Raw genomic sequence first — 26914 nt, forward strand, 5'->3', positions numbered from 1 at the left:
TTGGGGCGTCACCCACGGGAGGAGTCACGATAATGAAAAACCTACGAAATCTTTGCTATTCCGCTGCACTGGCTGGTGCGATGGCAACCGGTGCCGCAGCAGACGGCCACGGCTGGAGCCTGAAGGACGCCGCCGCCCCCTATGCAGGGACAACCGTCGATGTCGTCTTTTTGCTGCGGCCCGGCTATGAGGCCATCGAGGCCATGCTGCCCGCTTTCGAAGAAGAAACCGGCATCAAGATCAACATCATCAAGCACCCCTACGAGAACGCCCTGGGCGAGCAGGTTCGTGATTTCGTCTCGGGCGGTGATCTGGACATTGCGCTGATCGATCTGGTCTGGATCGGCAACTTTGCCGAGAACGAATGGGTCCTGCCGCTGGAAGAGGTGCAGGCAAAGTTTCCGGACGCCGTCGATCCGGATCTGGATATCGACGATTTCTTTCCGCTGGTGCTGAATGCCTTTGGTGGCTGGAACGATACGGTCTACGGCCTGCCCTTTGATAACTACTCCGGGCTGATGTTCTACAACCGCTGCATGCTGGAAGAAGCGGGTTTCGATGGCCCGCCCGAGACCTGGCAGGAGCTTAAGGACGTTTATGGTCCCGCGCTCACCAAGGATGGCAAATACGCCTTTGCCCTGCAGTCCAAGCGCAACGAGACGCAGTCCGCCGACAGCTTTGCACGGGTGCTCTGGCCCTTTGGCGGGTCTTTCCTCGACGCGGATTTCAAATCCAACCTGATGAGCGAGGAGAGCCAGGCAGGTCTGCAATTCCGTCAGGACCTGATGCAGTACATGCCGGACGGGATCGTGGCCTATGACCACGCCGAGACGGTGAACGCCTTTGCCCAGGGCGATGTGGCAATGATCACCGAATGGTCCGCATTCTACTCCTCTGTGGTCTCGCCTGACACTTCCAAGATCGCGGATTGTGTCGAGATCGCGCCTGAACCCAAAGGTCCCGCGGGCCGCAAGCCGGCTCTGGGTGGCTTCTCGCTGGCCGTGGCGTCTCAGGCGGATGAGGATGAACAGGCCGCGGCCTATCTCTTTATCCAGTGGGCGACTTCCAAGGCTAATGCACGCGAGTATCTGGAGCGTGGCGGGGTGCCCGCACGGCAATCTGTCTATACCGAGGACGGTCTGGAAGACTTCAAATTCGTGCCCGCGCTGGTCGAAAGCTGGCAGGATGGCGTGCCGGAGTTCCGTCCGCGCTTTGCCGAGTGGCCAGAGATCACCGAGATCGTGCAGGAGTGGGGCACCAAGATGATGCTGGGTGAGGTCACCACCGAAGAAGGCGCTCAGGAAATCGGCACCCGCATGGAAGAAGTGCTTGAAGACGCAGGCTACTACTCCGGCGACAAGCGGCTCGCGCAGTAAGCGCGCCAACGGATTGCCCGCGGCGCCCCTGTGGCGCCGCGGCACATGCACGCGAGCCTGAGGGAGGTGCACATGCGTGGCCAGGTACCCCGCAAGACAATCTTTGCATTCATCGGACCTGCTGTGATCGGCCTCGCCGTCGTCGGCATTGCCCCCCTTCTCTATGCGGTCTGGACATCGCTGCATTTCTACAACCTCACCAAATTGCGCCGGGTCGAGTTCATCGGGCTGGAAAACTACTGGACGGTGCTGACGGATGAGGCGTTCTGGCAGGCGATGGGGCGCACGTTCTTTCTGCTGGGCACCGCCCTGCCCTTGCAGATCGCGCTTGGTCTGGGCATCGCGCTGGTGTTGCACCAGCCGGGCCTGACGCTGGTCAAGACGCTGGCACGGCTCAGCCTCGTGCTGCCCATGGCCACGACCTATGCGGTGGTCGGCCTGCTGGGGCAGGTCATGTTCAATCAGAAATTCGGCGTCGTGAACCAGCTTTTGGGCGGCGCTGACATCAACTGGATCGGCGATCCCGAGAACGCTTTTGCCATGATCATCTTCTGGGATGTGTGGCAGTGGACCCCTTTCGTGGCGCTCGTCCTGCTGGCGGGTCTGACCATGGTGCCTGGAGAGGTCGAGGAGGCCGCGCGGCTGGAGACAAAGTCCAAATGGACCGTACTGCGCTATGTGCAGCTACCCTTTCTACTGCCGGGGCTGGTCGCGGTGCTGATCCTGCGCACCGCCGATACGCTCAAGCTTTTTGACATGGTGTTCACGCTCACGCGCGGCGGGCCGGGTGCCTCGACGGAGTTCATCTCGCTCATGATCCAGCGCGTGGGCTTTCGCGGCTTCGATCAGGGGCTGGCCTCGGCGCAGGCAATCATCCTGCTGATCATTACCATCGTGCTGGCGCAGATCTATATCCGCGTCTTCTACAAGGAGGTCTGAGCGATGACGACGACGCGCTCCTTCTGGACGCAGATCGCGCTTCTGGTCGTGATCATTGCGGTCTGTGTCTTTCCCTTCTACTGGATGGTCACCACCTCGCTGAAAACCCAGATCGTGGCGCTGGAGGCACCGCCCGTCTGGACCTTTGAGCCGACGCTCAACAACTACCGTGAGGCGCTGTTCGAGGACGGCGTGCTGCGCACGCTGATCAACTCTCTTGTGGTGGCCGTCTGCACGACGCTGCTGGCGTTGGTCCTCGGCGTGCCAGCGGCCTTTGCGCTGGCGCGGTTCGAGTTCCGGGGAAAAAACGATCTGTGGTTCTGGTTCATCACCAACCGCATGGTCAGTCCCATCGTGCTGGCGTTGCCGTTCTTCCTGATCGCGCGTAATCTCGGGATGCTGGACAAGCACATCACGCTCATTCTGATCTATCTGACCTTCAATCTGCCTATCGTGATCTGGATCGTCACCGACCAGTTTCGCGGCATTCCCTACGATCTGGACGAGGCCGCACGGCTCGAAGGGGCGTCGCAATTCACGATCATGCGCCGGATCTGCCTGCCGCTGGCGATGCCCGGCGTGGCGGTCTCGGCCATCTTTTCGTTCATCTTTTCGTGGAACGAACTGATGTTCGGTTTGATCCTCACCCGGTCGGAGGCCAAGACGGCGCCAGCGATGGCGGTCTCTTTCATGGAAGGCTACAATCTGCCCTACGGCAAGATCATGGCGACCTCGACGCTCATCGTGATCCCGGTATTGATCTTTGCGCTGATCGCCTCCAAGCAACTGGTTCGTGGCCTTACCATGGGGGCGGTGAAATGATCCGCGCGGATCATTCCTCCCAGCGGCGTTGTCCTATGCGCGGCAATTGGTAACGAGGAGCCCCGGTGTCACGCCTCATAAAACTAGACCAGATCGACGCGGAGGAGCAGCTGCTGGTGCGGCTTTCCTGGGCCTGCGAGGTCGAGGGCATGACGCAGGCCGATGCCGCGACCCGGTTCGGTGTGACCCGCCTGCGGGTGAATAAGGCACTGGGCGAGGCGCGGCGGCGTGGCATCCTGCGGGTGAGTGTGGAATCGGTATTCGCCGCTGCTGCGGAGCTTGAGTGGCAGTTGGAGCGGCAATTCGGTCTGCGGCGCGCGGTGGTGGTCCCAGCCCCTGCCGATGCGTCCTCCGTCACGCCGCTGGTCAGCGCGGGCCTCGGCGCGCACCTGGGCGAGTTGCTACAGGATCCCGCGATCACCCGCTTTGGCATGTCCTGGGGCAATACGCTGAACCTCGCCACCCGGCACATGCAGCCCCTCAACCGCCCGGATCTGGAGGTGGTGTCGATCATGGGCGGCGTCTCCCGCGGCTCGGACGTCAACGGCTACGAGATCACCACCCGGCTCGCAGATCTCTGCAATGCGGAGCACAGTTTTTTCACCGCACCGCTTTACGCGGGTAGCGCGGAGAGCCGGTCCGTCTTTGCCGAACAGGACGTGATCCGCGATATGCTGACCAAGATCCGCTCCTGTCAGGCGATAGCACTTGCCACCGGTGATCTGGAAAGCTCTCTGCTGGTGCGCGATGCGCTGCCTGCGGATGTGGACCCCGCGGACCTCGCGGCACGGGGCGGGGTTGGTGACATCACCGGGCACATCCTGACCGCGGACGGTGCCTTGGTCGATCATCCGCTGAACGACCGCGTCATCGGCATGTCGCTGGATGATATGACCCACATCGACAACGTGATCCTCGCGGCGGGCGGGCTGCACAAGGTCCCGATCATCGCTGCCGCCCTTAGCCGCGGGTTTGTCGATACCCTCGTGACCGAAGAGACTACCGCGAGCGCCCTGTTGGCGCTCAACGATGAAAAAGGAGCGTAAATGGCCAAGGCACTGGTACTGGAAGAAACCCGTAAACTCACGCTCCGTGACATCGATCTGCCGTCGGAGCTTGGACCCGAGGACGTCCGGATCGACATCGACACAGTAGGCGTTTGCGGCAGCGACGTGCACTACTACACCCATGGCAGGATAGGCCCCTTCGTCGTGGAGGAGCCCATGGTGCTGGGCCACGAGGCCGCGGGCGTGGTGTCGGAGGTCGGGACGGCAGTCACCGGGCTCGCCGTGGGCGACCGTGTCTGCATGGAGCCGGGCATTCCCAACACCCGCTCCAAAGCCGCAAAGCTGGGCGTCTATAACGTGGATCCGTCGGTGCGCTTTTGGGCGACCCCGCCGGTGCACGGGTGCCTGACGCCATCGGTGGTGCACCCCGCGGCCTTCACCTTTCGCCTCCCCGATCATGTGAGCTTTGCCGAAGGGGCCATGGTGGAGCCCTTTGCCATCGGGATGCAGGCGGCGGCGCGCGCGCGGATCAAACCCGGCGATGTGGCCTTTGTGACCGGTGCCGGACCCATCGGGATCATGGTGGCGCTCGCCGCACTCGCCGGTGGCTGCGCCAAGGTCTACGTCGCCGATCTGGTGGAGGAAAAACTGCAGGTGGCGGCACAATACGACAACATCGAACCCATTCTCATCCCCCGCGATGACCCCGCCGCCGTTCTGCGTGCGGCGACCGAAGGATGGGGAGCGGACGTGGTCTTTGAATGCGCCGGGGCTAAGGCCTCGATCCAGACAGCACTGGAGGTCGCGGCCCCCGCGGGCTGTGTCGTTTGGGTCGGGATGCCTGTGGACCCCGTGCCAGTGGATATCGTGCTGGCACAGTCCAAGGAATTGCGGATGGAAACCGTTTTCCGCTACGCCAATATGTACGACCGCGCGATTGCCTTGCTGGGGTCCGGCAAGGTGGATCTGAAGCCGCTGATCTCCGAAACCTTCGCCTTCGAGGACAGTATCGCGGCCTTCGACCGTGCGGTCGAGGCACACCCGACGGATGTGAAGATACAGATCAAGCTGGGGACGGCATGACCGTGGAGTTGGACAAAATTGCAGATCAGGTGCTGGAAGAGCTGCGCCCCGGTCTCTCGGTAGAGGTTCTGGCCCAGATCGAGACGCTGTCCAGGACGCTTGCCGCGGGCAATCGCATCCTGTGCCACGGCGTCGGTCGCGAGGGACTGATGATGAAGGCGCTGGCGATGCGGCTCTATCATCTGGGCTGCGATGCGCATGTGGTGGGCGACATGACTGCGCCGCCAGTGAGCGCTGGCGATGTTCTGTTCGTCAGTGCCGGACCGGGGGCGTTCGGGACAGTCGCGGCGCTGGCCGGGATCGCCCGGCAGAGTGGCGCACAGATCATGTGCATCACCGCCGAGCCCTCCGGCAGCGTCCCCACCACTGCCGATCTGGTCATCCACCTGCCCGCCCAGACAATGGCGGCGGACCAAGGCGCGGCGGCGACCTCGGTTCTGCCCATGGGCTCGCTCTTTGAGGCGCTGATGTTTCTCTTCTTCGAGGTCCTCGTACTGGATCTGCGGGAGCGTCTTGGCGTGTCTCCGGATGCCATGCGCGCCAACCACACCAATCTGGAGTAGCGCATGGCCTGGCAGGATCGTTTCAGCCTGACCGGCAAGACTGCCCTGATCACCGGTGCCTCCTCCGGCATCGGGACCGCGATTGCGGAGGTTTTTGCCGAAGCTGGCGCTGATATCGCTGGTCACGGTCGGGACGCCGGACGGCTCGAACAGCTGGGCGCGCGGGTCACCGCGGCTGGTCGACGCTTTGTGCCTGTGACGGGCGATCTCGCTGATACGGGCGAGACGGAGCAGATCGCCGCCCGCGCGCTGGAGGCTCTGGGGCGCGTCGATATTCTGGTGAACTCCGCCGGGATCGCGCTGACCGGCCCCGTGGTGGACTACGACATCGCCGATTGGCAGCGCACGATCGCCGTCAACCTGACAGCGCCCTTCGTGCTGGCCCGCGCGCTGCTGCCCGGCATGATGGCGCGCAAACAGGGCAAGATCATCAACATCTCCTCTCAGACCGGCGTCATCGCGCTGCAGGATCACGCCGCCTATGCCTCGTCAAAAGGCGGGCTGAATGCGCTCACCAAATCGCTGATGACCGAAGCCGCACCGCACAATGTGCAGGTCAACGCGATCTGCCCCACGGTTGTGCTGACCGAGATGGGCAAGCAGTTGTGGTCTGCGCCGGAGAAGAAGGATCCCTTTATCGCGCGGACCCCGCTGGGGCGTTTCGGCGAGCCGGTGGAGATCGCGGATATGGCGCTTTACCTTGCGTCGCCCGCGTCCGATCTGGTCAATGGGGCAGTGATGATGATCGAAGGGGGGTACGCGAGCGTATGAAGGGATTTGGTGTTCATACCAGCATGTGGACCATGAGCTGGGATGCGGCAGGTGCCGAACGCGCCATTGCCGCCGCGAAAACCTCCGGCATGGACTTTATCGAGATCGCGCTGCTGGACCCGGCCTCGACCGATGCCGCCTTGGGCCGCCGTCTGCTGGAGCAGGCGGAGTTGCCCGCGGTCTGCTCTCTGGGCCTGCCGGAGGCTGTCTGGGCCTCCCGCAACCCCGACGGCGCCATTGATTTCCTGACGCTGGCGGTCGAGAAGGCCGCCGGTCTCGGCGCTGAAGCACTGACAGGCGTCACCTACGGTGGCATCGGAGAGCGATCAGGTCTACCGCCGACGCAGGCCGAACTGGACAATGTGGCCCGCGTGTTGGAGGCCGTCTCCGGGATCGCGGGCAAGGCCGGGGTGGCCTTCGGGATCGAGCCCGTGAACCGCTACGAGACGCATCTGATCAACACCGCCGCGCAAGGGGTGGCCATGATCGAGCGAGTGGGTTCGGAGAACCTCTTTCTGCATCTTGACACCTACCATATGAACATCGAGGAGAAAGGCGCAGGCAACGGGATCATCACGGCCCGCGAGCATTTGCGCTACATTCACCTGTCGGAATCAGACCGCGGCACACCGGGTCAGGGTACCTGCGACTGGGACGAGATCTTTGCCACGCTGGCGGCCATCAATTTTCGCGGTGGGCTCGCGATGGAGAGCTTTATCAACATGCCGCCGGAGATCGCCCATGGCTTGTCGGTCTGGCGCCCGGTGGCCGACAGTGCCGAGGCGGTGATCGGACAGGGCCTGCCGTTCCTGCGCGGCAAGGCGGCGCAATACGGGTTGATCTGAAGGGGGCGACATGGCGGATTTATCGGGAAAAGTAGTCGCCATCACCGGTGGGGCGGCGGGCATTGGTCTGGCCTGCGCGCGGGCCGCGCGGGATGCCGGGGCCACGGTGGTCCTGATCGACAGGGACCAGGCGGCATTGGAGGCGGCCTGCGCCGATCTGGGGTCCGGGGCGGTGCCCGTGGTCACCGATCTGACGGATCGCGAGAGCGTCGCCCGGATGCTGCCGCAGATCCTTGAGCAAGCTGGCAGGCTCGATGCCTTTCTCGCAAATGCGGGCGCCTATGTGGGCGGCGATGTGCTGGAAGGCGACCCGGACGTCTGGGACCGGGTGCTAAACCTCAACATCAATGCGGCCTTTCGCTCGGTCCATGCGGTCCTGCCGCATATGGCGGCACAAGGGTCGGGCGATGTGATCCTCACCAGCTCCGTCGCCGGGGTCGTCCCGGTGGTGTGGGAGCCGATTTACACCGCCTCCAAACACGCGGTGCAGGCCTTTACCCATACGGTGCGGCGTCAGATGTCGGACAAAGGCGTGCGCGTCGGTGCCATTCTGCCGGGGCCGGTGGTGACCTCCCTGCTGGATGACTGGCCGCAGGAAAAGATGGATCAGGCCCTCGCCGAAGGCAGCCTGATGCAACCCGAGGAAGTGGCGGATTGCGTGGTTTTCATGCTGACGCGCCCGCGCAACGTGACGATCCGCGATCTCGTCCTTCTGCCGAATGCGGTGGATCTGTGAGCTGTTTCATCGGGGTCGATGTGGGGACGGGCAGCGCCCGCGCCGGGGTCTTTGACGACAGTGGTACCCTGCTTGCCAGCCACAAGCAGGATATCCGCATGTGGCGCGCGGCCGACAACATCGCCGAGCAGTCCTCGGATAACATCTGGGAGGCTGTCTGCGCCTGCGTCCGCACCGCGGTGCAGCACGCCGGGATCGCGCCGGACGATGTGCAGGGGATCGGGTTCGATGCCGCCTGCTCGCTGGTGGTGTTGGACGGCGAGATGCGGCCCCTGACCGTCAGCGCGTCCGGGGAGGATGCGCGCAATGTGATCGTCTGGATGGACCAGCGCGCAACGGCACAGGCCGACCGGATCAACGCCACAGGCCACGCGGTCCTGGAATTTGTCGGGGGCCGGATCTCGCCCGAGATGCAGACGCCCAAGCTTTTGTGGCTAAAGGAAAACATGCCCCAAACCTTTGCCGGTGCCGGGCAGTTTCTTGATCTTGCGGATTTCCTCAGCTGGTCGGCCACCGGCTCCCTGGCGCGCTCGTCCTGTACGGTGACGTGCAAGTGGACCTATCTCGCCCATGAAGACCGGTGGGACGACAGCTATTTCAACGAGATCGGCCTGCCGGAGCTTGCAACCGAAGCCTACGCGCGCATCGGGCAACGGGTCGTCCCCGCCGGGACGGCGCTGGCAGACGGGCTGACCGCGCAGGCGGCGGAGCGGATGGGTCTGCGCCCCGGCACACCCGTGGCCGCAGGGCTGATCGACGCCCATGCCGGTGGTGTCGGCACCGTGGGGGCCGATCCGGCGAACGGTCCGGCCACGACCATGGCCTATGTCTTCGGCACCTCCGCCTGCACCATGGCAAGCTCGGATCAGCCACATAAGGTGCCGGGTGTCTGGGGCCCCTACTATTCGGCGATGGTGCCGGGCATGTGGCTCTCTGAAGGCGGGCAGTCCGCCGCGGGCGAGGCGATTGCCCATCTGGTGCAGACCCACCCCGCGGGGGCGGATGCTGCAGTGCAGGCGGAGGCTGCGGGACTGTCGCTGCAAGCCTACCTGCTCAGCCTGGTGGAGCGCCGCGCAGCGGATCCCAGCGAGCCCGCAAGGCTGGCAGGCGCGCGGGTGATCGTGCCGGATTTCCTCGGCAACCGTGCGCCCTATGCGGATCCGTCGGCAACCGGGGTTGTGTCGGGCCTGACGCTCGCCCGGGACATGGATGATCTGCTGTGCACATACGTGGCGGCGGTCCTTGGTGTCTGTTACGGGCTGCGCCAGATCATGCAGGTGCAAAGCACATATGGCGTGCGCCCCCAGGTGATCGCCATCAGCGGCGGTGCAGGCGAAAGCCCCACCATCAAACAGTTGCTGTCCGATGCCAGCGGGGTGGATGTGATCGAGACCGCCTCGCCCGAGCCGGTCTTGCTGGGCGCGGCCATGCTGGGCGCCGTTGCGGGTGGTGTCCACCCGACGATCGAGGCAGCCATGCCCGCGATGTCGTCGGTCAAGACGCGGTTTACGGCCGCGACCGGGGCGCTGGCCCGGTTTCACGACGCCCGGTTCAAAGCCTTCGAGGACCTTCAAAAGGTAGATCAGCAGATGCGTGAGACGCTCTCCACGTCAGCCGCGGATTGACGTCCCGATCCAACGATGCGCGATGCAGCACGCGCAGCGCCGGTGTTCCCGACATGCTGAAAAAGTAATCTGCCAACGAACCATTTCCGACGTCCCGGTGACTTACCAGTACAGACACCCTGACTGAAAGGAATGCCAGATGGCCATAGGTGACGTACCAAAGATCCAGGACTTCATGAACAAATGCAAACTGACCGACAAGGTGATCGGATCGCGTAAGATCACGATTTACGATGCCTTTGAAAATGCGCTGGACGCGCGCCGGGTCGGGAAAAAGACCGATACCGCGAAATGGCTCAAAGCTGCACTGACCGAGATCGACGGCCTCGATATCTTTGATGACAAGCAGATGGCCGCCTTCACCAAAGCCGCCCAGGCTTTCCTGAAGAAGAACGGGTATTTTGGCTATGGTGCCGCGTTCAAGAAACGCGCGGGCGATCTGAAGAAGCTGACCAGCATCTTCAAGAAGAGCGGCGGTACCGCTGCGCAGCGTGCCAGCCAGAGCCTGCATGCGTCGATGGAACGGTCGGGCGAGATCCCCCGGGGCATGAGCTTTGCCGATTTTGAAAGCGAGTTGACGAGTTCCTTCAAGGACATCCCCAAGTTCTCAAATGCGAACGACAAGGCGGTGAATGCGGTCAAATGGCCCGGCATCATCCGCAACTTCGCTTTGCCCAAGGGATCAGAGAAAGATCTCAAACTGCTTGGCGGGTCAATCATCAAGCATGGCGCGTCCAACAAAAAGACCATCGACATGGCCAAAGAGATCCTGGCCGCGGCAAAGAACACCCGCAAGAAGGGCATTGAGCTGGTGCTCGCGGTGGATGACAAGCTCGTTGACGAGATGATGTAGTCCGCGACGTTTGATGCGCTCGGTCCGAAAGGCCCCGTTTTGTGCGGGGCCTTTTGCCGTTTGCGGGCGCTTTAGCCTAGGAGAATGGGCACAGGCTGCAGGCATCGAGCGGTTCCATATCCAGCACGATCTGCAACGACGCGCCCAGCCCCAGCATCAGGTTGGCCACCGGCAGGAACCCGATTTGCGGCATGGAAAAGCCCATGATCGGCGCAAACATCGCCGGTGTGGCCATCGAAGCCCCCAGTTGGACGGAATCGAGCGAGGGCAGCGCATCGAGATCGGCGTGAAGCGCCAGCGCAGGCATCGGCGGCATGGGAAAGGGCAGCGCCCCCCAGAACCGCATCATGGCGCGGATCGGGGCCAGTCCTGCGCCCGACAGACCAATGTCACCAAAGGCCAGCTTGATCGTCGCCAGTGCGTTCAGCACGAGCGCCAGCTTGCTCAGCTGTGGGAGTGATATGCCCAACTTCGGGGGCTTGATGCCCGCGAGCCCCTGCAGCGCGCTCATCATGCCGGGAAAGGAGCCGTTCTCGCCCAGGGTCGGCAGTTGAAAGGTCTCCGTCAGCGAAAAGAGGCTCGGCAGTCCCATCAGGATCCGCGCCATATGCAGCTGTGGTCGTGGCAGCGACATGCGGAAGTGATGACCGGGGTATTGAACCGCTGGCATGGTGTAATCCATCGCAAAGGCATCGATCCCGAGTGCGCGCAGATCCAACACCAATCGCGCGGCCAGCGCGAAATTCAGCAGTGGACCGAGCTTGAGCGAGGCGAGCCAACCGGTGAGCGGCCAGACGTTTGTGACCAGCGTATCGCCCATCTGTTGCAACGACAGCTCCAGCGCTGGCAGATCCATCAAGGGGAATGTCCCTGCGATCAACGCGAGCTGCGGCGCAATCTGAAAGAGCCCCCCACTGGGCAGCGACAGCGTCGGCAGGTTCAGATTGCCCAGATAGGCGCTCAGGGCCATGTCGAGCCGGTTCTCGGGCGTGATCGCGGGAAAGGCCAGGGCAAGCTGCATTTGCAGCGGGACCTGCGGCAGCGCCATGGAAAAGCTCGGCGAGATCCGGGAGGGGATCGTGGCAGCGGGGGTTTTGCAAAAACAGACCATGGGTGTCTCCTCTCAGACCTCGACCGCGATGACGGAGACATTGTCCGCCCCGCCGCCCGCCAGCGCTTGTTTGATCAGAGTGTTGGCGAGGCTGTCGATCGGTGTCTCACGCATCAGCCGTTCCAGCCCGAGGTCATCAACGTGGCTCGTCAGCCCGTCCGAGCACAGCAGGAACCGATCCCCTGCCGTAGCTGCGCCGCGCCGTTTCTCCACGCCCGGGTCGGTGCCGATGCCGATGGCCCGGGTGATCTGGTTGCGCTGCGGATGGCAGGCGGCCTCGGTCCGGCTGATCTGACCCGCGGCGACCATGGCCTGCACCACGGAATGGTCCTCGCTGATCTGGGCCAGCCTGCCCTGCCGCAGCCGGTAGAGCCGACTGTCCCCGGCCCAGAGACAGAGGAAATGATCCTCCGCCAACGCCAGAAGGATGATGGTGGTGCCCATAGTGGCGACGCGGTGCCGGGCTGCTTCGTGCCGGATGCGGTGATGTGCGGCGTGCAGCTCCGCCCGGATCCGGTCCGGCAACGCCGGGGCTGTCAGGTCTGTGGGCAGGCCCGCCAGTGCATCAATCACCGTCTGGCTAGCCACGTCTCCGCCCGCATAGCCGCCCATCCCGTCCGCCACGGCCCAAAGGCCTAGCTGGGGCAGCGCAAGGATCGCGTCCTCGTTGACGGTTCGGACATGGCCGATGTGAGTGCGCGCGCTGTAGCGTCGAGTTTTGGTCTTGGCGGTGATCATGTCAGATATCCCGGTGCTCGGGGGTGGTGGTGTCGAACAGCGCTGCCGCTTGCCAGGGGGCTGTGGGCATCTGGGGCAGCTGCATCACGCGCGCGCCGCCCTGCGCCATTGTCGCCCAGATGGAGCCCGCGCTCGAAGGCGCTGCCCCCAAATGCAGAACCGGAACGGGACGAGGCAGCCGGTCGATCTCCGCCTCCAGCGTGGCCCGTGATACCGTTTCGGCGATCAAATGCAGCGCCACACTCTCCCAAAGGGCCGCGACCTGATGCAGCGCAAGCTGCGCTGACAGCGGTGGCAGATCGGTCTCTGCCGCGATGCAGAAGGGAAAGAGCCGCCCGACCCGGTCATGACTGGGGATCATGATGCCCATCGCCCCCCGCGGGCCGAGCAATCCGGGGGCGAGACTGAATCGCCAGATGGGCGCGGAGAGATAGGCTGCACGCCAGGTGCCATCATCCTGTTGCGCGCGCTCCAGCGTTCTCAGCATCCAGCCATCCCACGCCGTGGTGAACTCAGCCGATAGCCCTCGCCTCAGGAAATCGCCCGCCAGCGGGAGCTTGCCGTAATACCCGATGCGCATCACGGTGCTCACAGGGTCGCCGGGCAGCTGAAACTGCCGAGCGCGTCCAGCGTGAAGGGATCGAGCGATGATCCCGCGCGCAGCTGAAAGATGGCAATCTGCCCGTCCATGTTGAAGACCACGCGGCTGCGGTCGCTGACGGTCGTACGCCGCAGTTCCGCCGTATCCAGCAGCCGAAAGAGCGCCCAGGGCCCGTCCCGGCTGAGATCACGCTGCAGCCCTGATTGCGCGGGCGTAAAGCTGATCCGGCTGCGCGCGCCCGGTGTGCCGGGCCATCGGAGCGCGCTCGCCTGTGGCGGGCCGTGGGCGTAAGTGACGCTTTGCCCGCCGGTTTCCAGCGTGACGCGCGCTACCTCCGGGTCCAGTGCCGCGGGCGTGATCTCAAAGCCGACATCGGGTAGGCCCGGAGCGGTGAAAAAGCTGTTCTTGATCTCATCGGCACGTTGGAATTGCGCAATCACCTCCGTTGGCAGGCCGATGTCGATCCCGTTGACGCGCCGCGGCTGCCAAGGGGTCAGAGTGGTATCCACAAAGCGCGCCAGATGCGTGTCAAAGAACGTCTCTATCAGCCCGGCAGGACCGAAGAGCTGGCCGAAATCCTGCAAGGTCGTATCGGCCTGTGCGGTCGGATCAAAGGGATAGCGGGCCTGTGTGGCGCGCGTGCAGACGGGGAGCACCTCGCGTCGCCACGTGGCGTTGACCTCAGCCCGTGCGCCGCCCACGGCAGCCCCGGCAGAGGCTTGCACAACCTGCCTGGCCCAGCGGTCCATGGGGGCGGGCATGCGCCCGATCTCCGCCTGCAGCCGGGCGGGCGCGCTCTGCGTGCCGTCGAGCAGTGCATCGCTCAGGTTCTGGCCCAGCGACAGCCGGTTGAGCGCGTCATACACCTCCGCCATCAGCGCGATGATCCGGTCAAGCTCCGCCGGACCTTCGGTGCGGTCGGCAAGGCGCAGCACTGCACTGAACCGGTCCTCGACGAACTGGCCCGGCGGGGGTGGGCTTTCATCGGGGATCTGCTCCAGCGTCCCGCGCACGGCGTTGAAAAACTCCTCCGCGTCCAGGCTGAGGCTGCCTGCGAGCTCGTCAATCGCGAATTCCTGCGCCTGTCCCGCGGCGATGCCCGTGATGGCATCGGCGGTGGGCAGGACGGTCAGCCGGGTTTCCTGTGCCACGCTTTCGAGCAGGTTGCGCAGGGGCGAGACCGGCCCCGAGAGGATGTTGATCACATCCGTTGCCTGCGCGAGGCTGGTCATGGGCAGAATGTCGATGTCGGCCAGAAGCGCGTCGTAGCGGTTCACATAGTCGGTCTCATAAAGCGCCAGCACATCGCGGCTGACCAGCGCGCGGGCCTCGGGCGTGTCGGGGGTTTGACCCGCGGCCCCAAGGATCTGGCTGTCGCGCACGGCCCGGTCGCCTGCCAGCAGCACTTGCGGCAAGAAGACATCGTAGAACGCGCGCCGGCTGTAGATCCCCTCGATCCCGCTGCTCAGTGGCCTGCCCGAGGGCCGGATCAGCACCCGGGATGCTGCAGGCCCGCCCGCTTCGGTGATCCGGAAAGGCGGCAGCGCCTGCGCCGCATCGGACGTTACGATGCTGCGGTAGATCCGCTCCGATATGGGGGTCTCGGACAGAACGGCCTGCGCGCGTTCGACCAGACGCCCGTCAAGGGCGATCTGCTGCATGGGCTGGCCAAGCAGGGCATCCAGATGACCTGCGAGATCCGCTTGCAACGCGGGCTGACCGACATGGAGCGTGGCCCAGTCCTCGGCCATCCAACGGGTGACATGCGCGCTGTCCATGGGCACTTGCAGCCCCAGCATCATATAGGTTTTGAGCGCCTCAAAAAGCAGATCACTATCGGTGAGGTTCGCGCGGATCTCTTCCTCCACCCGGAGCACCAGCCTCGGCAACATCAGGGTGTTGAGCGCTGCACGGTAGCTTTGCGCTGTTTCCGTGCCGATCACATCGCCCTGATAGAGCCCGTATTGCAGCGCGCGGGGCGGCTCAGCGTCAGTGGCGGCCGGGTTGCCGGGCAGATCGCGCAGGATGTTGAGCGCCTGCGCCACGTCCGACAAGTCGGTATCAGCGATCTCGCGTTGTGGGATCTCGGCGGTCATGAGCTGAAAGCGTGCGATCTCGCGGCCCGTCTCGGCCAGCAGGGTCCGGTTGCCCGCAAAGCTGTTCACCAGCACCCCGGCCATCAGCCCGAAGGCGAGCACTCCGCTCGCCAAGGCACCGCGCGTGGCCCAGCGGGTACGCCGCCGCGCCGCGTCGTTCCGCGACACCAACCCAGCCTCGCCAAAGATCACGTCTGTCATGAGCCGCGTCAGGAAAAAGCTCCGCCCCTGCCCCTGTCCGGTGCCGATGGCCTGCCGCGCGATGCCGAAACTCTCCGCCATGCCCGCCATCAGCCGGTCAACGGGCATGCCTTCCTGAGTGCCGGAGGTGAAATAGACACCACGCAGCATCAGCGGATCGTGATAGCGGCTGTGCTGAAAGATCTCCTCCAGAAAGCGCTGAGCCACATCCCGCAGGCTGGCCATCTGGGCAGGGAAGCCCGCGATCAGCGCGCGGCGCTGGAAATCGGTCTCGGTCTGCATCCGTTCAAGGCTGTGGTCGCTCAGCCGGGTGATCAGCGCGTCGAATTCGCCGGGGAAGGCATCGGTGGTTGCGTCCCGCGGCAGGGTGACGCCCCAGACCTGTTCACGCTCTCGGCTGCCGAGACGGTCAAAGAATTCCTGAAACCCGGCCACCAGATCCGCTTTGGTCAGCATCACGTAAACGGGGAACTGCACCCCCAGCCGCGTCCGCAATTCCTGCAGGCGCAGCCGGATGGCGCGGGCGTGCTCGGCGCATTCCGCCTCGTCCATCCGGGCCAGATCGGACAGGCTGATCGCCACCAGCGCACCATTGATGGGCTGGCGGCTGCGGGTTTTCCTGAGCATGTCGAGAAAGCCTGTCCAGGCGCGTGCGTCCGCCTCCGCGTTGCTGTCCTGGGTGGTGTAGCGCCCCGCGGTGTCCAGCAGCACGGCCCCCTCGGTGAACCACCATTCGCAGTTGCGCGTCCCGCCGATACCGGAGACGGAGGCCGCACCCAAGCTGTCGGCCAGCGGAAACTGCAGACCGGAATTTGCGATGGCGGTGGTCTTGCCAGCGCCCGGCGGGCCGATCATGACGTACCACGGCAGCTGGTAGAGGTAGGCCTTGCCGAACCAGCCCCCCTTTGTGCTCTTGCGCAGTGTCTTCAGCGCCGTCCGGAGCCTTGTGCCGATCTCGCCCAGTTCGGCCTCAATCGCGCTGTCCTCGATGCGTGCGTCTTCGGCTTCCTGTGCCATGGCCCGGGTGATCTGGCTTTCCCGGGTGCGGCGGGTCAGCAGGATGATGAGCACCGCGATGGTCGCCGCGGCAAAGATCGCCAGGGTCGCGGCGAGCCGGTCGAGCACCGTGTCGAAGGGTCTGATGCCAGCGATCTCCAGCAGCGGGCCAAGGTACCACAGCGGCAGCAGCACCAGCGTGGCCGTCAGCGCCACGATGCCGATGGGTGAAAGAAGGACGTTCCAGAAGAAATGGCGGATCATGGGTTAGTTTGCCTTTATGAGAATGACGTCGATGCGGCGGTTCTGCGCGCGGCCTTGCGCGGTGTCGTTGGAGGCGATGGGCTCGCTGTCGGCGCGGCCCTCGGCGGTCAGCCGGTCAGGTGCGCTCAGCGTGGTGGCCATCTTCTCCATCACGGCCTCGGCCCGGGCGAGGGACAGCGACAGGTTCGAGGGAAAGCGCGCGGTGTTGATCGGCACGTTGTCGGAATGACCCGCGACAATCACGGGGCCGCTCTCAGTCTCCAGTGCGCCTGCCACGCGGTCGATCAGCGGCCGGATATCGGGGCGCAGCACATCCGAGCCCGAGCCGAACATGCCCTCGCCGTTGATGCGTATGCGCACGGTATTGGCCTCGCCTGCGACACTCACCAGCTCTTGTGCGATCTCCGGTGCCAGAAATGCGGTAATGCGGTCCAGCGCATCCTCGCGCGGCGGCTGAGGTGCAGGTGGCGGCGGCGGAGGCGGTGCAGGTTCGGCCCGCGCCAGCGTGACCGGCCCGTTGAGGTCCAGCGCGAGGATCTGGCCGCGCACCTGCTCGGTGTCGAGCCGGAGCAGAAAGGACAACACAAAGAAAACCAGCGTGATCGCGGCGAGTGTCACCCCGCCCACGAGCCAGACCGGCATCCAAATCGAGAGTGCGCGTTGTGCGATCTTCAGCCCCTGCCAGCGCGGCGACAGATCCGCCTCTGCCCGCCCGCGCTGCGCCCGGATGGTGCGGGCGAGACCTTCGCGCAGGCTCAGATGCTGTTCGGCGCCGCGGGGGGCGATACGCAGACGGCCCTCGAACCCGAGGGCAAGGCACATATAGAGCAGCTCCAGCAGATCGCGGTTGCCGCCCGGATCAGATTGCAGCCGGTCCAGCAGATCGTAAAACCGCTCGCCCCCGTGGGTTTCCTTGTGAAAGGTGCCGACCATGCTCTGCTGTGCCCAGAGGCTGGCACCGCCCCAGGGCGTGTTCAGCACCACATCGTCGATCGTGGCACACAGCGCGTAGCGCGCGATCTTGCAGTCGCGGTCGGAGATGCCTGCCCCGGCGGCGCGCTGCTCAAAGGCGCGGATTTCGGCGATGACACCGCCGCGCAGCTGCGCGGGATCACTGTGCTGCGCACGGTTGCGGATCCGGCCCACCAGTTGCAACAGCGGCGACGCCGCAGTGCAGAGCGGGTTGAGCCCGGCGCGCCCTTCGGCAACGGGCAAAGCGGGTTCTGGCGTGGCACGGGCTGGTACCACGGCATCGGCAGGGGGCACGGCCAAGGCAGGCGCCGGTGGCGGCGAAGGCAGTCTGCCGCCGGGATTCAGGCGGATCACGGTCTTGTCTGTGTCCGTGGCCTCGGCAAAGGGGTCATCCTGGGTCATGCGCGTACCTCTCTTGAGCCGGCCTTAACGGACCGCCCAAAGCTCCATTTCCAGATCCGGGAAATCACCCGCCACATGGATCGCCAGCCCGCCCGAACCGCGCATCTGCTGCCAATGCGGGTTGGCGCGGTCGATCTCGAAGTAGACGACGCCCGCGTGATAGGGCACCTGCCGCGGGGCGACGGGCAGCGCGCGCAGATCCAGCCCCGGCAGGGCGGAGTTCACCAGCTGCCGGATCTCCTCCACCGGGCCAAGCTTGGCCTGCCCGGGGAAGTGCCGCCTGACACTCTCCGGCGGCACGCTGGCCTTGGCGGCGAGTACGAAACTGGCGCTGTCAAAGAGGCTCTTGTCCTCTATCATGGCCACCGACACGCCGTAGTTGCGCTGCTGCAGCGGGATGGCGACGGCATTCTGTTCCAGCACCATGCTGAGGTTTTCCCGCAACGCCCGGACAACGGGCCTGAAGGTTGCTGTCAGGTCCGCGTGGCGATAGGGGGGAAACTCCGGCGTGATGCGATCCGCGCTCATGAAACTGGCGAGCTGTCCGGCGAGCCCCACAAGCTGCTGATAGATCTGTGCTGGGTGTGCGTTTTCAATGCTGCGCAGATGGCGGATCTGCGGCAGGGTGGCGTTGATCGCGATCAGCAGCAGGAAATCTGAAATCTCCGCCACGCCGCGGCCCGCCCCGTTTTGGCCCAAGCGCCCGGAGAGCGCCTGCACCCGGTGGCTGAGCAGCCCTTCCAGCTCCTCCAGAAAGTCATGCAGTGGCGGTGCGGCGCGCGCGTCGAGGCAGGACGCCATGAACCGCTTGTCGAGCAGGATTTCCCCGTCGCTGCGCACTTCCGTGATCCGCGCGATGGGGATGATCACCCGGTCGCTCACCTCATCGAGATCGAGCGCCAGCATCATGCGCAATTTGCCGATGGCGACAGAGGCCGTGCGCTGGCTGCGGGCGGAGGCATCGGTCACCTCTATCTCTTCGGGCAGATAGCGCGAGCGGGCCGCCGGATCGCCGGTCAGATCCACCTCCGGCGCGCCCGGCGTGCGTGTCGGCAGGGTGAGGTAGACAACCGCCTCTTTCACTGTCTCCGGCACGTCGAGCGCGGCGGGATGGGCATCGGTGTCCGGGATGCGGAAGGGTACGCCATCGGGGGTCAGCCCGTGGGCCGATTTGACGGCGAGCTTGCCAAGCTTGAGCAGTTCGGTGTCCAGCGTCAGTGCGCTGACCCCCCAGGCATAGGGCATGAGGCTGCCTGCGAGCCCGGCCACCAGCGCTTCGGTATGGCGGTCCTGCTGCTGGAAGTGCTGCGGCTGCAAGAACAGCCCCTCCTGCCAGATGACTTTGTTGTGCCGGGACATTGCGGTTGGCTCCTCGGTTCAGCGGATCAGGGCGCGGTTGCCGGACAGGGTGACGGTGACCGGATTGGGTGCATCGGGTGTCAGTCCGCGGGTCGCACGGAACGTGCCGGTAATGTCGCGAAAGGCGGCGATCACACCAATGGCGGCCGGGGGTTGCGCAAAGCTCCGGGCGTCGGTCAGCGCCGTGTTCGGGGTCACCAGAAAGCTTTGGGTGGAGATCAGATCTGCGCCTAGCGTTGCCTCTGGCGTGCCGAAGAGCGCAAAGAAATCTGCCGTGCGAAAGGCGTTCGCATCGGTCAGGTACATCACCTTGACCTCAACCGGCGCGCCCCCGTTCATGTCCGCGGCACCGTTGATCGTCAGCGCCACGTCGGTGGATGCGGGGCCGCGGGCGGCGCAGCCCGAAAGGGTCAGCGCAAGAGAGGAGAAAAGCAGGCGTCGGCGGGTGATCATGCGGGTATCCCTTCAGAGTTTGGAAATTTGCTGTTCGTAGGCACTGGCGAAGGCGCGGAGGAAACTGCCCTGAAAATCCTCTTCAGCTTCGCGGGCAATCCGGGCGTAGCGGGCCTCGTAGGCATCCCACGCGCGGGCCTTGTGACGCGAGGAAAGGCGGGCCAGCGGGCCTGTCGCGTGTGTGTCGGATTGCAGCGCGTCGGGGCTCAGTTGGGTCAGCAGATCCTTGATCGCGGCCTGAAGGCCGGTCATGGTCGCAATCTCATGGGCCTTGATGTCGCGCAGAACCTCGGCGGTCGCAGCCTCGGGGTCCTGATAGCCGGGCCGTGCCGGACCGATCATCGCCTCGATGGCCTGCTCTGCGCTGACGGAGAACTTCAGCGGATTGTTGGCCTCTGCCGCGATCATCGTGCGCGCCACCCGCATCTCGCTCTTGAGCGCGGTGCGGGTCATCATGACGTCGCGCAGACCGCTGATCATCGCGGCCATGACGCGGCCCACGCGGCCCATGACCTCCGGTGCCTGATCTTCGGGGATGTGCAGGTCTGCCATCCCGAGCCCGGTTGCAAAGGCCTCAAGCGCGTCCCCCGGTGTCGCAGACCTTACGGGTGCGGCCGGCGTTCTTGAAGGCGCGGATATCTCTGCATCCCAGTCGTCGGGGATCACCGGTGCCTGTACCTTCGGTGCCGCGAAATGATCCTGCATAGCCGGTGAGTGATCTGCCGCGCTGCCGCCGGTATGAGGGTGTGATGAAGGCGCGGCAGCGAAGGGGTCCGCCTCCGCATCTCCGCCGCGGAGCAGGTCATCGAGAAAGGCGTTGTCGTCCTCCACCGTATCGCACGCCGACATGACCGGCGGCATTGCGGATGGCGCGGCGTCTTTGTTCAGCGCCTCCATCGCGCCGATTTCCACCACCAACTCGTAAGTGCCGACGAGGATGACATCGCCGGTTTTCAGCACTGTGGCGGTGTCGCCGATCCGCTCCGGCTGGTAGTTGAGAAACGTACCGTTGATGGAGGTATCGCGGAGCACATAACCCTCGCCCTGTCGCTCCAGCAGGCAATGGCGCTTGGACAGGACACGGTCCGGGTCTGGCAGGGTGAGATCGTTGTCGGCCTCCCGCCCCACGCGGAGCGCGTTGCCGGTCATCGTCACCTCGATCGGCGCGGCGTGGTCCTGGTCGGTATCATGAGCGGTGAGGGTCAGCGACATGACCTTTAGCCCCCGATCAGCACGGTGGCGCATCCCATCACGATGGCACCGCCGTGCGCGCAGCTGTCGCCGAGACGTGCCTGAGGCAGCTTGCCGGTCAGCACGGTGGCCGAGCCCATCGCCACAACATCGGGTGGCCCCACACAGACCGCCATGGATGTCGCTGTAGCTGCTGGCATGCCGCCGATCAGCACGGTGGGCACCGGCGTCAGAAGCGGACCACCCACATGCGGAACGATGCCGCTGATCATCGGGCAGACGTGCATGTCACCTGTGCGGGCGGCGGGCATGGTCATCGGGAAACCTCACTCGGACGGGCGCAGTGATGCGCGGTTCACTCCGTTAGTGCCCGGTGATGCGCTTAAGGTTCACGCTGCCCGTTGCCGCCGCGCGCAATATCGAGCCCGCGGGTCAGAAATAGCCCGGTGCGCGCCTCCGCGTCAGTCTCATTGGCGTAGATCGCGATCAGCAGCATGCCGTAGACCGCCGCTCCCACAGCCCCCGGAGGTGCAGGATGATCATCAAGCTCTCCCGGCCCCATGGTGCCATCGGCAAAGCAGGCCGCGAGGGCGCAAAAGGCGGTATCATCGTCCGGTCTGGCCGCATCCAGCGCGGCGCGGGCGGCCAGACGGGTGTCAAAGCCCGGCTGCCGGACCCACGCCTCCGCAGCGCTGACAGCGGTGCTCTGCGCTCCCATCTGACGCGCGGCGAGGCATGCCCACCAAGTGGCCTCGCGCGCGGGCAGCGCGTGGGCCAGCAACTGCAGCATGTCGAGTGTTGCGCGCTTTTCGGTGAGTTCCTCCAGCACGGCAGAGGCAGGCGCCCCCGCCGGTGCATCGAGCGCTGTCTGCAACGTCACGCCGTTCCGAGTCAGTATCCGCGCCAGCGGCCCGCGCGGCAGCTTGCTCAGATCGTCCATGGCACCGCTCAATTGATCATGGTCAAGCTGCCCTTGACCGTCAGGATGCCAGAGGATTTGAGCTGGGTCATGCCGCCACCTTCGAGGCTGAGCATGCCGCTGCCCTTCAGGCTCGCCTGCCCCTTGCCTTCCAACGCCAGTTGCCCGCCCGCCGCGACCTTGGCGGTGGCCTGAGCATTGACGTCGATCTTGGGGGCGGAGATCGTCACGCCGCCCGGCGTCAGCTCGATCTCGGAAGCGCCGCATTTCAGCGTGATATTGGACTTTGCCGTCAGCGTCAGCGCACCATCCACGGTCGTGGTATGATCCTTGGCGATATGCCGGGTCTCCCCCCCTTTGGCAACGATAAAGCTGTGATCGCCCTCGCGGATGGTCTCGGTCTTGTCGCCGTGGATCGTCTGGGTGAGCCCGCCGGGGCTCTTGTGCTCCAGACCCACTTCGATCTCGGCACTGTTCTTGATGATCTGCTTGAAGTCGCGCTCGGACTGCAGGCGCACGAATTCGGCGTCTTTCTTGTCTTCGAAGATCAGTTCGCTGCAGCCGTTCCCGCCCTTGGCGCTATTGGTGCGCACCCCCGTTTGCGTGCCATCACCCGGCAGCGACGTGGGAGGCTTGGCATCGCCGTTATAGACCATCCCGGTGATGATCGGGCGGTCGGGGTCGCCCTGCTCGAACTGGACGACGACCTCCTGCCCGATCCGTGGCACGGCGACCATGCCCCAGCCCTTGCCGCTCCATGGCACGGCGGAGCGGATCCAGCAGGAGGATGTCTCGTCGCGTTTGCCGTCCCGGTCCCAGTGGAACTGTACCTTCACGCGGCCCATGCTGTCGGTCCAGACCTCTTCGCCCGCCTTGCCGACGACGACCGCTGTCTGCACGCCCGGGTTCTCCGGGCGCGGTGTATGGTGCGGGCTGCGATAAGGGTCGCGCGCGGGCTGCACCTCGATCTCGCAGCGGTAAAGATCGGGGTTCGTGGTATGATCGAAATCGAGCACGGGTCCCAGGATCGCCTGCACGATGTCGCGATCCTCCATCATCACATCGAGCTGGATCTGGTGCCGGGCACGCAACACCAGATAATCGGCGTTCTCCGCCTTGCGGGGATGCTTTTTGAGCTGGAAGCGCGCACCAACGGCCATCTGCCGGACATTGCCCACGGCCCGTGCGCGGTGGGTCTGGGCGGCGTAGGCTTCGGCGCGGATCTGCGCGTGATGCTCCCCCGCACCGCTGGTGGTGTGGCGGCCCGAGGCGTCGTAGACCTCATAGCTGACGTGCGCGCCGCGACCCTTGGGCAGCGCTTTGCTGCATGTCAGATCGGTCTTGGGGGCCTCGAAATCATGCCCCTGAAGGGTCACCTTGCCGGGGCGAATACGCTCCGAGCCGCGCCATTCGTAGATATGATCTTCGTCACGAAACATATCCGCCGCGCGCATGTAATAATTGAGCGTGGGATGATCCTGCGTCGGTAAATGGCAACTGGCGTCATCGACCAGCACCAGCGTCTCGCGCGCCTTGTCATAGGTATGGAAGTAGTAGATCCCTTCCTCTTCCATCAGTCTGGAAATAAAGGCAAAATCACTCTCCCGGTACTGCACGCAATAGCTTCGTTTGACAAAGCTGTGCTTGGTCTTGTCCTTGAAGTCGGAAAACCCGTGGGCACCAAAGACCTCGCGCAGGATCTCCATCACTGTCTTGTCCTGAAAAATCCGACAGTTCGTCGTCTGGGTGAGAAACCATAACCAGCTGCGCAGCTCAGCCCGAAAGTATCCCTGACTGCCCGAGGCGCCGAGGAATTCAGCGGACACGCAGCGGCCCTGAAAATGGCGTAGCTTGTCCCGGGGTGCGTCGAGGTCTATGCCCAGACGCTCACCCACCAGCTTTTGCAGGTCGAGGTCGAGGTCGGTGGACATGAATTCCACCGTCATGCGCGGGATCTCGGCCAGCGCCTCGTCGATCTGCGCGCGCACCAGATAGCCCTTGATCCCATTGGGCAGTTTGAGCCGCGCGGGCCGGTTTTCCAGCAGGATATCCTTGGACATTCAGGATGCCTCCCTGGGTCTTGTAAGGGCGATGTGATGCTGCATCACAGATCCGCCAGCAGAGCGGCGAGGTCGGCATCAATCTCGGCGTCATCGTTGCTGCCGGCGTCCTCGTCTCCGCCCAGATCCGCGAGCAACGCGTCAAGATCATCGTCGTCGCCAGAGGCGGGCGGCGCATCGTCGCCGGTATCGTCATCGCCCAGATCAAAGGCGCTCAGGTCCATGTCATCGTCGTTGAGCCCCAGATCATCGTCGTCTTCCTCCGCGTCGGCGCTGGCGAACTGTTCATCATAGTCATCGCCCGCACCGCCGGGGCGGGAGGGTCCGAAGTCGTCGCCCGCATCGGGCGCATCGCCTGCTTCTCGCGTGATATCGAGCGTCGCGCCCGCCCCGCCAAGCCCGGTACCACCGCCCGCACTTTGACCCCAGGGGCCAGCCAGCATCCCCGCGCCCAGACCCTGAAAGGAGCCCTGGCGCACTTCGTTGCGACCCTTGATCGAGACCAGCGGGATGTAGCCGCGGGCCACCACCTGCGCCATCGTCGTGGTATTGAGCAACCGCGTCGTTACCGGCAGGGCGACCTGATCGCCATGTGGGTCCGTTATGACATGCATCGGCATATCGCCAAGGCTCATCACGTCGCCCAGCTTCATGGTCTTGCCCTTCTGGTTGACCGTCTCGCACATCAGGACCGCCGAGAGCACGACCGGATTGGCCCAGAGCATGCCCTTGAGCCCTTCGCGCAGGGTAAATTCCTCGAAATCGAATGCATCGACCGGTTCGGTGCGCGCACCGTACGGCAGGCGCAGCAGAAAACCGGGAGCCGCCAGTGCTGCGTATTGCGCCTGCGGCAGTTCGCGCAGCGCGTCCCAGGATTTCGCGACCAACGGGTGGCGTTCGTGCTTGGGTGTGGCGAGGAAGCTGTCGGAGATCGCCGCGAGGAATGGCGCGTTCATCCACGCGCTGACCTTGGCCATGCGCGCCATGAGATCCGCGTGCGGCGGCGTTTCTTCCAGCGTGTAGAGCCCGAAGACCGCCGAGAGCGCCCCCTGCCCTTCATCCAGCCGTGGTTCCTCGGCCAGCATCTGGAAAAGTCCGGTTTGTGACAAGTCTTCGTCACTGGCCAGATCCGCGGCCCATTCCTCAGCCGAGACGTCATAGAGCACGATGTCCACGGCTGGCCCGGTGCGGATCCGCCGGGCGAGAAGCTCCAGTGAGCGCCAGGTTGCCTCCACCGCCTGGAAATCAGGGTGGTGCAGGATGGCGCGCATGGTGCCGGAGATGGCGGCATCAACCGCCGCCAGCATCGCAGGTTGGTCCGGATCGGTAGCGGCCTGAACGTGAGGCCCGACAATGCGACCGATCAAATCCTCGGCGGGTGATGGCGTGCGCAAGCGCGCGGTTGTGTCGCCGATGAGGGTCTGGAAGGTGCTGAGTTTCAGGCCAGCAGGCACAGCCGCACCCTTGGCCCGGCTGCGCACGGCGGGTTTGAGATCCCCGAAGAGGCTGGCCCATTCGTGCATTTGCGCTGCGTCCTTCGGGCTGAGCCCGCGTGCGATACGGCTGCGCAAAGCCTTGAGCTCGTCAAACACGGCGACGTTTTCGTAAAGCTCATCGGGACGCAGATCGTCCAGGCTGGACAGCGGGACTTCGATCCCGGCGCCATCGGTACCCAGAGGCAGGATCAGCGTGGTAGCGAACCGCGCGATCACATCGTCGAGCGTGTCCACATCAAGGCGCATGGGCTTGCGGGCGGCCAGATCGGCACCGATTTGCAGCGTCCCCGTGGCAGCCCGGCCTGTGAAGTCACCCAGAACGGCGATCCGGAAACGCGGGCGCGGAGCCTCGCGGTCGTCGGGCTCGGGCAGATCGAGCCGACCGTGCGGGGAGGGTTCCGGCGTCTCATCGTCCTCCGGCTCGGCTTTGTCGGTGTCCTCCGCGGGCACGAAATCGGTGTCGACCGTATCTTCTTCGTCGGGATCCGCCTGCCGTATGTCGTCGTCAATCAGGCCCGTCGGGTCAGCATCCGCTGCGTCGTCTTGCGCTGGCTCCAACGGATCCGCTGCGAGATCGAGGTCTTCGTCCTCCTTGACCAAATCCGGATCGACCGTTTCGCTTTCCGCCGTGATTTGCACCTCGTCTGCCCTGCCTTCTGCGGCGGTCAGGGTTGCGTCGATGGCGGTCGCCGTCGCTTCTTCTGGCCCACGGGTCTTGGGCGCCCCGTGCGCGTCGGTATCTGTCGCGTCGTCACCAGGGGTTGCCTCGCGGGCCGTTGTCGCAATCTCCGCGAGGATAGCGTCGGTAGGGTCCACATCCTCGGCGGCAGGGGCAACAGCGCGAAGGGCCTCCAGCGTTGCCTCGACCTCGCTCGGCGCATCGGCGGGTCCGGCGAGTGTCGCCATGGCGCCGGGATCCGCAAGCAGCCCGGCGATCAGGGCCTCCGCACCCGGTTTACCGTCCATGTAGGTGCGCAGGTGCTCCAGCCGGGTGCGGGCGTCGAGAAGCTGTGCCAGCGGGGCCAGCGCGCGCGCGACAGCCGTCGGAGAGAAATCCTCCATCCGCTCGAAGGTCATATCGACGGCAAGGCTGCCCTCGCCCGTCAGCGTGTTGGGGACAGTGAACGCCGCCCGTGGTTTGATCGCGCGCATCCGGTCGTCGAAGTTATCCACGTCGATGTCAAGGAAGGGGCGCTCAGCCACGGGCCGTGGCGCGACGTCGGATCTGCCAGAGAGATCCGCCATAACCCCCATCACGAACGGCAGCTGAATCGTTTTTGCGGCACCGTAGAGCTCCACGTCATATTCGATCTGAACGCGGGGCGCGCGGTTCCGGGCGACGAATTTCTGGCTGCTTTGGGACATCGGGCAACTTCCTCAAGGGGGGTCTGTCGGTAAGTGCCCCGCCTGCCCCGGAGGGTTCAGCGGCCTGGGC

At 64.7% G+C, this 26914-nt stretch carries 23 protein-coding genes; 11 read left to right on the forward strand and 12 right to left on the reverse strand.

Annotation, left to right across the window (positions count from 1 at the left end):
* Positions 1 to 32 precede the first annotated feature (32 nt).
* From Q1A53_RS05360 to Q1A53_RS05410, 11 genes are all read left to right on the forward strand, one after another.
* Positions 33 to 1376 carry a sugar ABC transporter substrate-binding protein gene (locus Q1A53_RS05360; RefSeq protein ID WP_299963721.1) on the forward strand — a complete coding sequence of 448 codons (1344 nt, stop codon included), beginning with the start codon at positions 33 to 35 and terminating at the stop codon, positions 1374 to 1376.
* A gap of 72 nt (positions 1377 to 1448) precedes the next feature.
* Positions 1449 to 2315 carry a sugar ABC transporter permease gene (locus Q1A53_RS05365; protein ID WP_299963724.1) on the forward strand — a complete coding sequence of 289 codons (867 nt, stop codon included), beginning with the start codon at positions 1449 to 1451 and terminating at the stop codon, positions 2313 to 2315.
* 3 nt (positions 2316 to 2318) lie between these two features.
* Entirely contained in the window at positions 2319 to 3137 is an 819-nt protein-coding gene (locus tag Q1A53_RS05370) for a carbohydrate ABC transporter permease (RefSeq protein ID WP_299963727.1), read from the forward strand.
* A 65-nt stretch (positions 3138 to 3202) separates the two neighbouring features.
* Entirely contained in the window at positions 3203 to 4183 is a 981-nt protein-coding gene (locus Q1A53_RS05375; RefSeq protein WP_299963729.1) for a sugar-binding domain-containing protein, read from the forward strand.
* A complete protein-coding gene (locus Q1A53_RS05380) occupies positions 4184 to 5227 on the forward strand; it encodes an NAD(P)-dependent alcohol dehydrogenase (protein ID WP_299963731.1) in 1044 nt (347 codons plus the stop codon). It abuts the gene before it with no gap.
* Positions 5224 to 5790 carry an SIS domain-containing protein gene (locus Q1A53_RS05385; RefSeq protein WP_299963733.1) on the forward strand — a complete coding sequence of 189 codons (567 nt, stop codon included), beginning with the start codon at positions 5224 to 5226 and terminating at the stop codon, positions 5788 to 5790. The genes Q1A53_RS05380 and Q1A53_RS05385 overlap by 4 nt, the downstream gene beginning before the upstream one ends.
* 3 nt (positions 5791 to 5793) lie before the next feature.
* Positions 5794 to 6561, forward strand: coding sequence for a glucose 1-dehydrogenase (locus Q1A53_RS05390; protein WP_299963736.1), 768 nt, complete (start codon positions 5794 to 5796; stop codon positions 6559 to 6561).
* A gap of 32 nt (positions 6562 to 6593) precedes the next feature.
* Positions 6594 to 7406 carry a sugar phosphate isomerase/epimerase family protein gene (locus Q1A53_RS05395; RefSeq protein WP_299963738.1) on the forward strand — a complete coding sequence of 271 codons (813 nt, stop codon included), beginning with the start codon at positions 6594 to 6596 and terminating at the stop codon, positions 7404 to 7406.
* A gap of 10 nt (positions 7407 to 7416) precedes the next feature.
* A complete protein-coding gene (locus tag Q1A53_RS05400; RefSeq protein ID WP_299963740.1) occupies positions 7417 to 8142 on the forward strand; it encodes an SDR family oxidoreductase in 726 nt (241 codons plus the stop codon).
* Complete coding sequence (locus Q1A53_RS05405; RefSeq protein WP_299963743.1) at positions 8139 to 9767, forward strand: FGGY-family carbohydrate kinase; 1629 nt, start codon at positions 8139 to 8141, stop codon at positions 9765 to 9767. Before Q1A53_RS05400 ends, Q1A53_RS05405 begins: the two co-directional genes overlap by 4 nt.
* A gap of 175 nt (positions 9768 to 9942) precedes the next feature.
* The gene (locus Q1A53_RS05410; protein WP_299963746.1) at positions 9943 to 10620 is read left to right on the forward strand and encodes a hypothetical protein; all 678 of its coding nucleotides are present in this window, start codon (positions 9943 to 9945) and stop codon (positions 10618 to 10620) included.
* Positions 10621 to 10696: 76 nt separating this feature from the next.
* Here Q1A53_RS05410 and Q1A53_RS05415 read toward each other — a convergent pair whose 3' ends face one another.
* The 12 genes from Q1A53_RS05415 to tssB form a co-directional block, all read right to left on the reverse strand.
* On the reverse strand, positions 10697 to 11731 hold the full coding sequence (locus tag Q1A53_RS05415; RefSeq protein ID WP_299963748.1) for a hypothetical protein: 1035 nt from the start codon (positions 11729 to 11731) through the stop codon (positions 10697 to 10699).
* 12 nt (positions 11732 to 11743) lie between these two features.
* Positions 11744 to 12469, reverse strand: coding sequence for a protein phosphatase 2C domain-containing protein (locus Q1A53_RS05420; protein ID WP_299963750.1), 726 nt, complete (start codon positions 12467 to 12469; stop codon positions 11744 to 11746).
* A gap of 1 nt (position 12470) precedes the next feature.
* Positions 12471 to 13061 (reverse strand): type VI secretion system-associated protein TagF, encoded by a 591-nt coding sequence (gene tagF / locus Q1A53_RS05425; protein ID WP_299963752.1) that lies wholly within the window; start codon positions 13059 to 13061, stop codon positions 12471 to 12473.
* Positions 13058 to 16627 (reverse strand): type VI secretion system membrane subunit TssM, encoded by a 3570-nt coding sequence (gene tssM, locus Q1A53_RS05430; protein ID WP_299963754.1) that lies wholly within the window; start codon positions 16625 to 16627, stop codon positions 13058 to 13060. Before tssM ends, tagF begins: the two co-directional genes overlap by 4 nt.
* Before the next feature lie 3 nt (positions 16628 to 16630).
* A complete protein-coding gene (gene tssL, locus Q1A53_RS05435; RefSeq protein ID WP_299963757.1) occupies positions 16631 to 18001 on the reverse strand; it encodes a type VI secretion system protein TssL, long form in 1371 nt (456 codons plus the stop codon).
* 24 nt (positions 18002 to 18025) lie between these two features.
* Complete coding sequence (gene tssK / locus Q1A53_RS05440) at positions 18026 to 19360, reverse strand: type VI secretion system baseplate subunit TssK (RefSeq protein ID WP_299963759.1); 1335 nt, start codon at positions 19358 to 19360, stop codon at positions 18026 to 18028.
* 18 nt (positions 19361 to 19378) lie between these two features.
* Positions 19379 to 19813 (reverse strand): type VI secretion system lipoprotein TssJ, encoded by a 435-nt coding sequence (gene tssJ / locus Q1A53_RS05445; RefSeq protein ID WP_299963761.1) that lies wholly within the window; start codon positions 19811 to 19813, stop codon positions 19379 to 19381.
* A 12-nt stretch (positions 19814 to 19825) separates the two neighbouring features.
* Complete coding sequence (gene tagH, locus Q1A53_RS05450) at positions 19826 to 21025, reverse strand: type VI secretion system-associated FHA domain protein TagH (protein WP_299963764.1); 1200 nt, start codon at positions 21023 to 21025, stop codon at positions 19826 to 19828.
* Between the two features lie 5 nt (positions 21026 to 21030).
* A complete protein-coding gene (locus Q1A53_RS05455) occupies positions 21031 to 21321 on the reverse strand; it encodes a PAAR domain-containing protein (RefSeq protein ID WP_299963767.1) in 291 nt (96 codons plus the stop codon).
* Between the two features lie 65 nt (positions 21322 to 21386).
* Positions 21387 to 21944: a hypothetical protein gene (locus Q1A53_RS05460; protein ID WP_299963770.1), complete on the reverse strand. Its 558-nt coding sequence runs from the start codon at positions 21942 to 21944 to the stop codon at positions 21387 to 21389.
* 8 nt (positions 21945 to 21952) lie between these two features.
* Positions 21953 to 23983, reverse strand: a complete 2031-nt coding sequence (tssI, locus tag Q1A53_RS05465; RefSeq protein ID WP_299963775.1) for a type VI secretion system tip protein TssI/VgrG — start codon at positions 23981 to 23983, stop codon at positions 21953 to 21955.
* A gap of 44 nt (positions 23984 to 24027) precedes the next feature.
* A complete protein-coding gene (tssB, locus tag Q1A53_RS05470) occupies positions 24028 to 26844 on the reverse strand; it encodes a type VI secretion system contractile sheath small subunit (RefSeq protein WP_366872387.1) in 2817 nt (938 codons plus the stop codon).
* Between the last annotated feature and the right edge of the window lie 70 nt (positions 26845 to 26914).

This window comes from uncultured Roseobacter sp., from assembly GCF_947496515.1.
GTDB lineage: Bacteria > Pseudomonadota > Alphaproteobacteria > Rhodobacterales > Rhodobacteraceae > Roseobacter.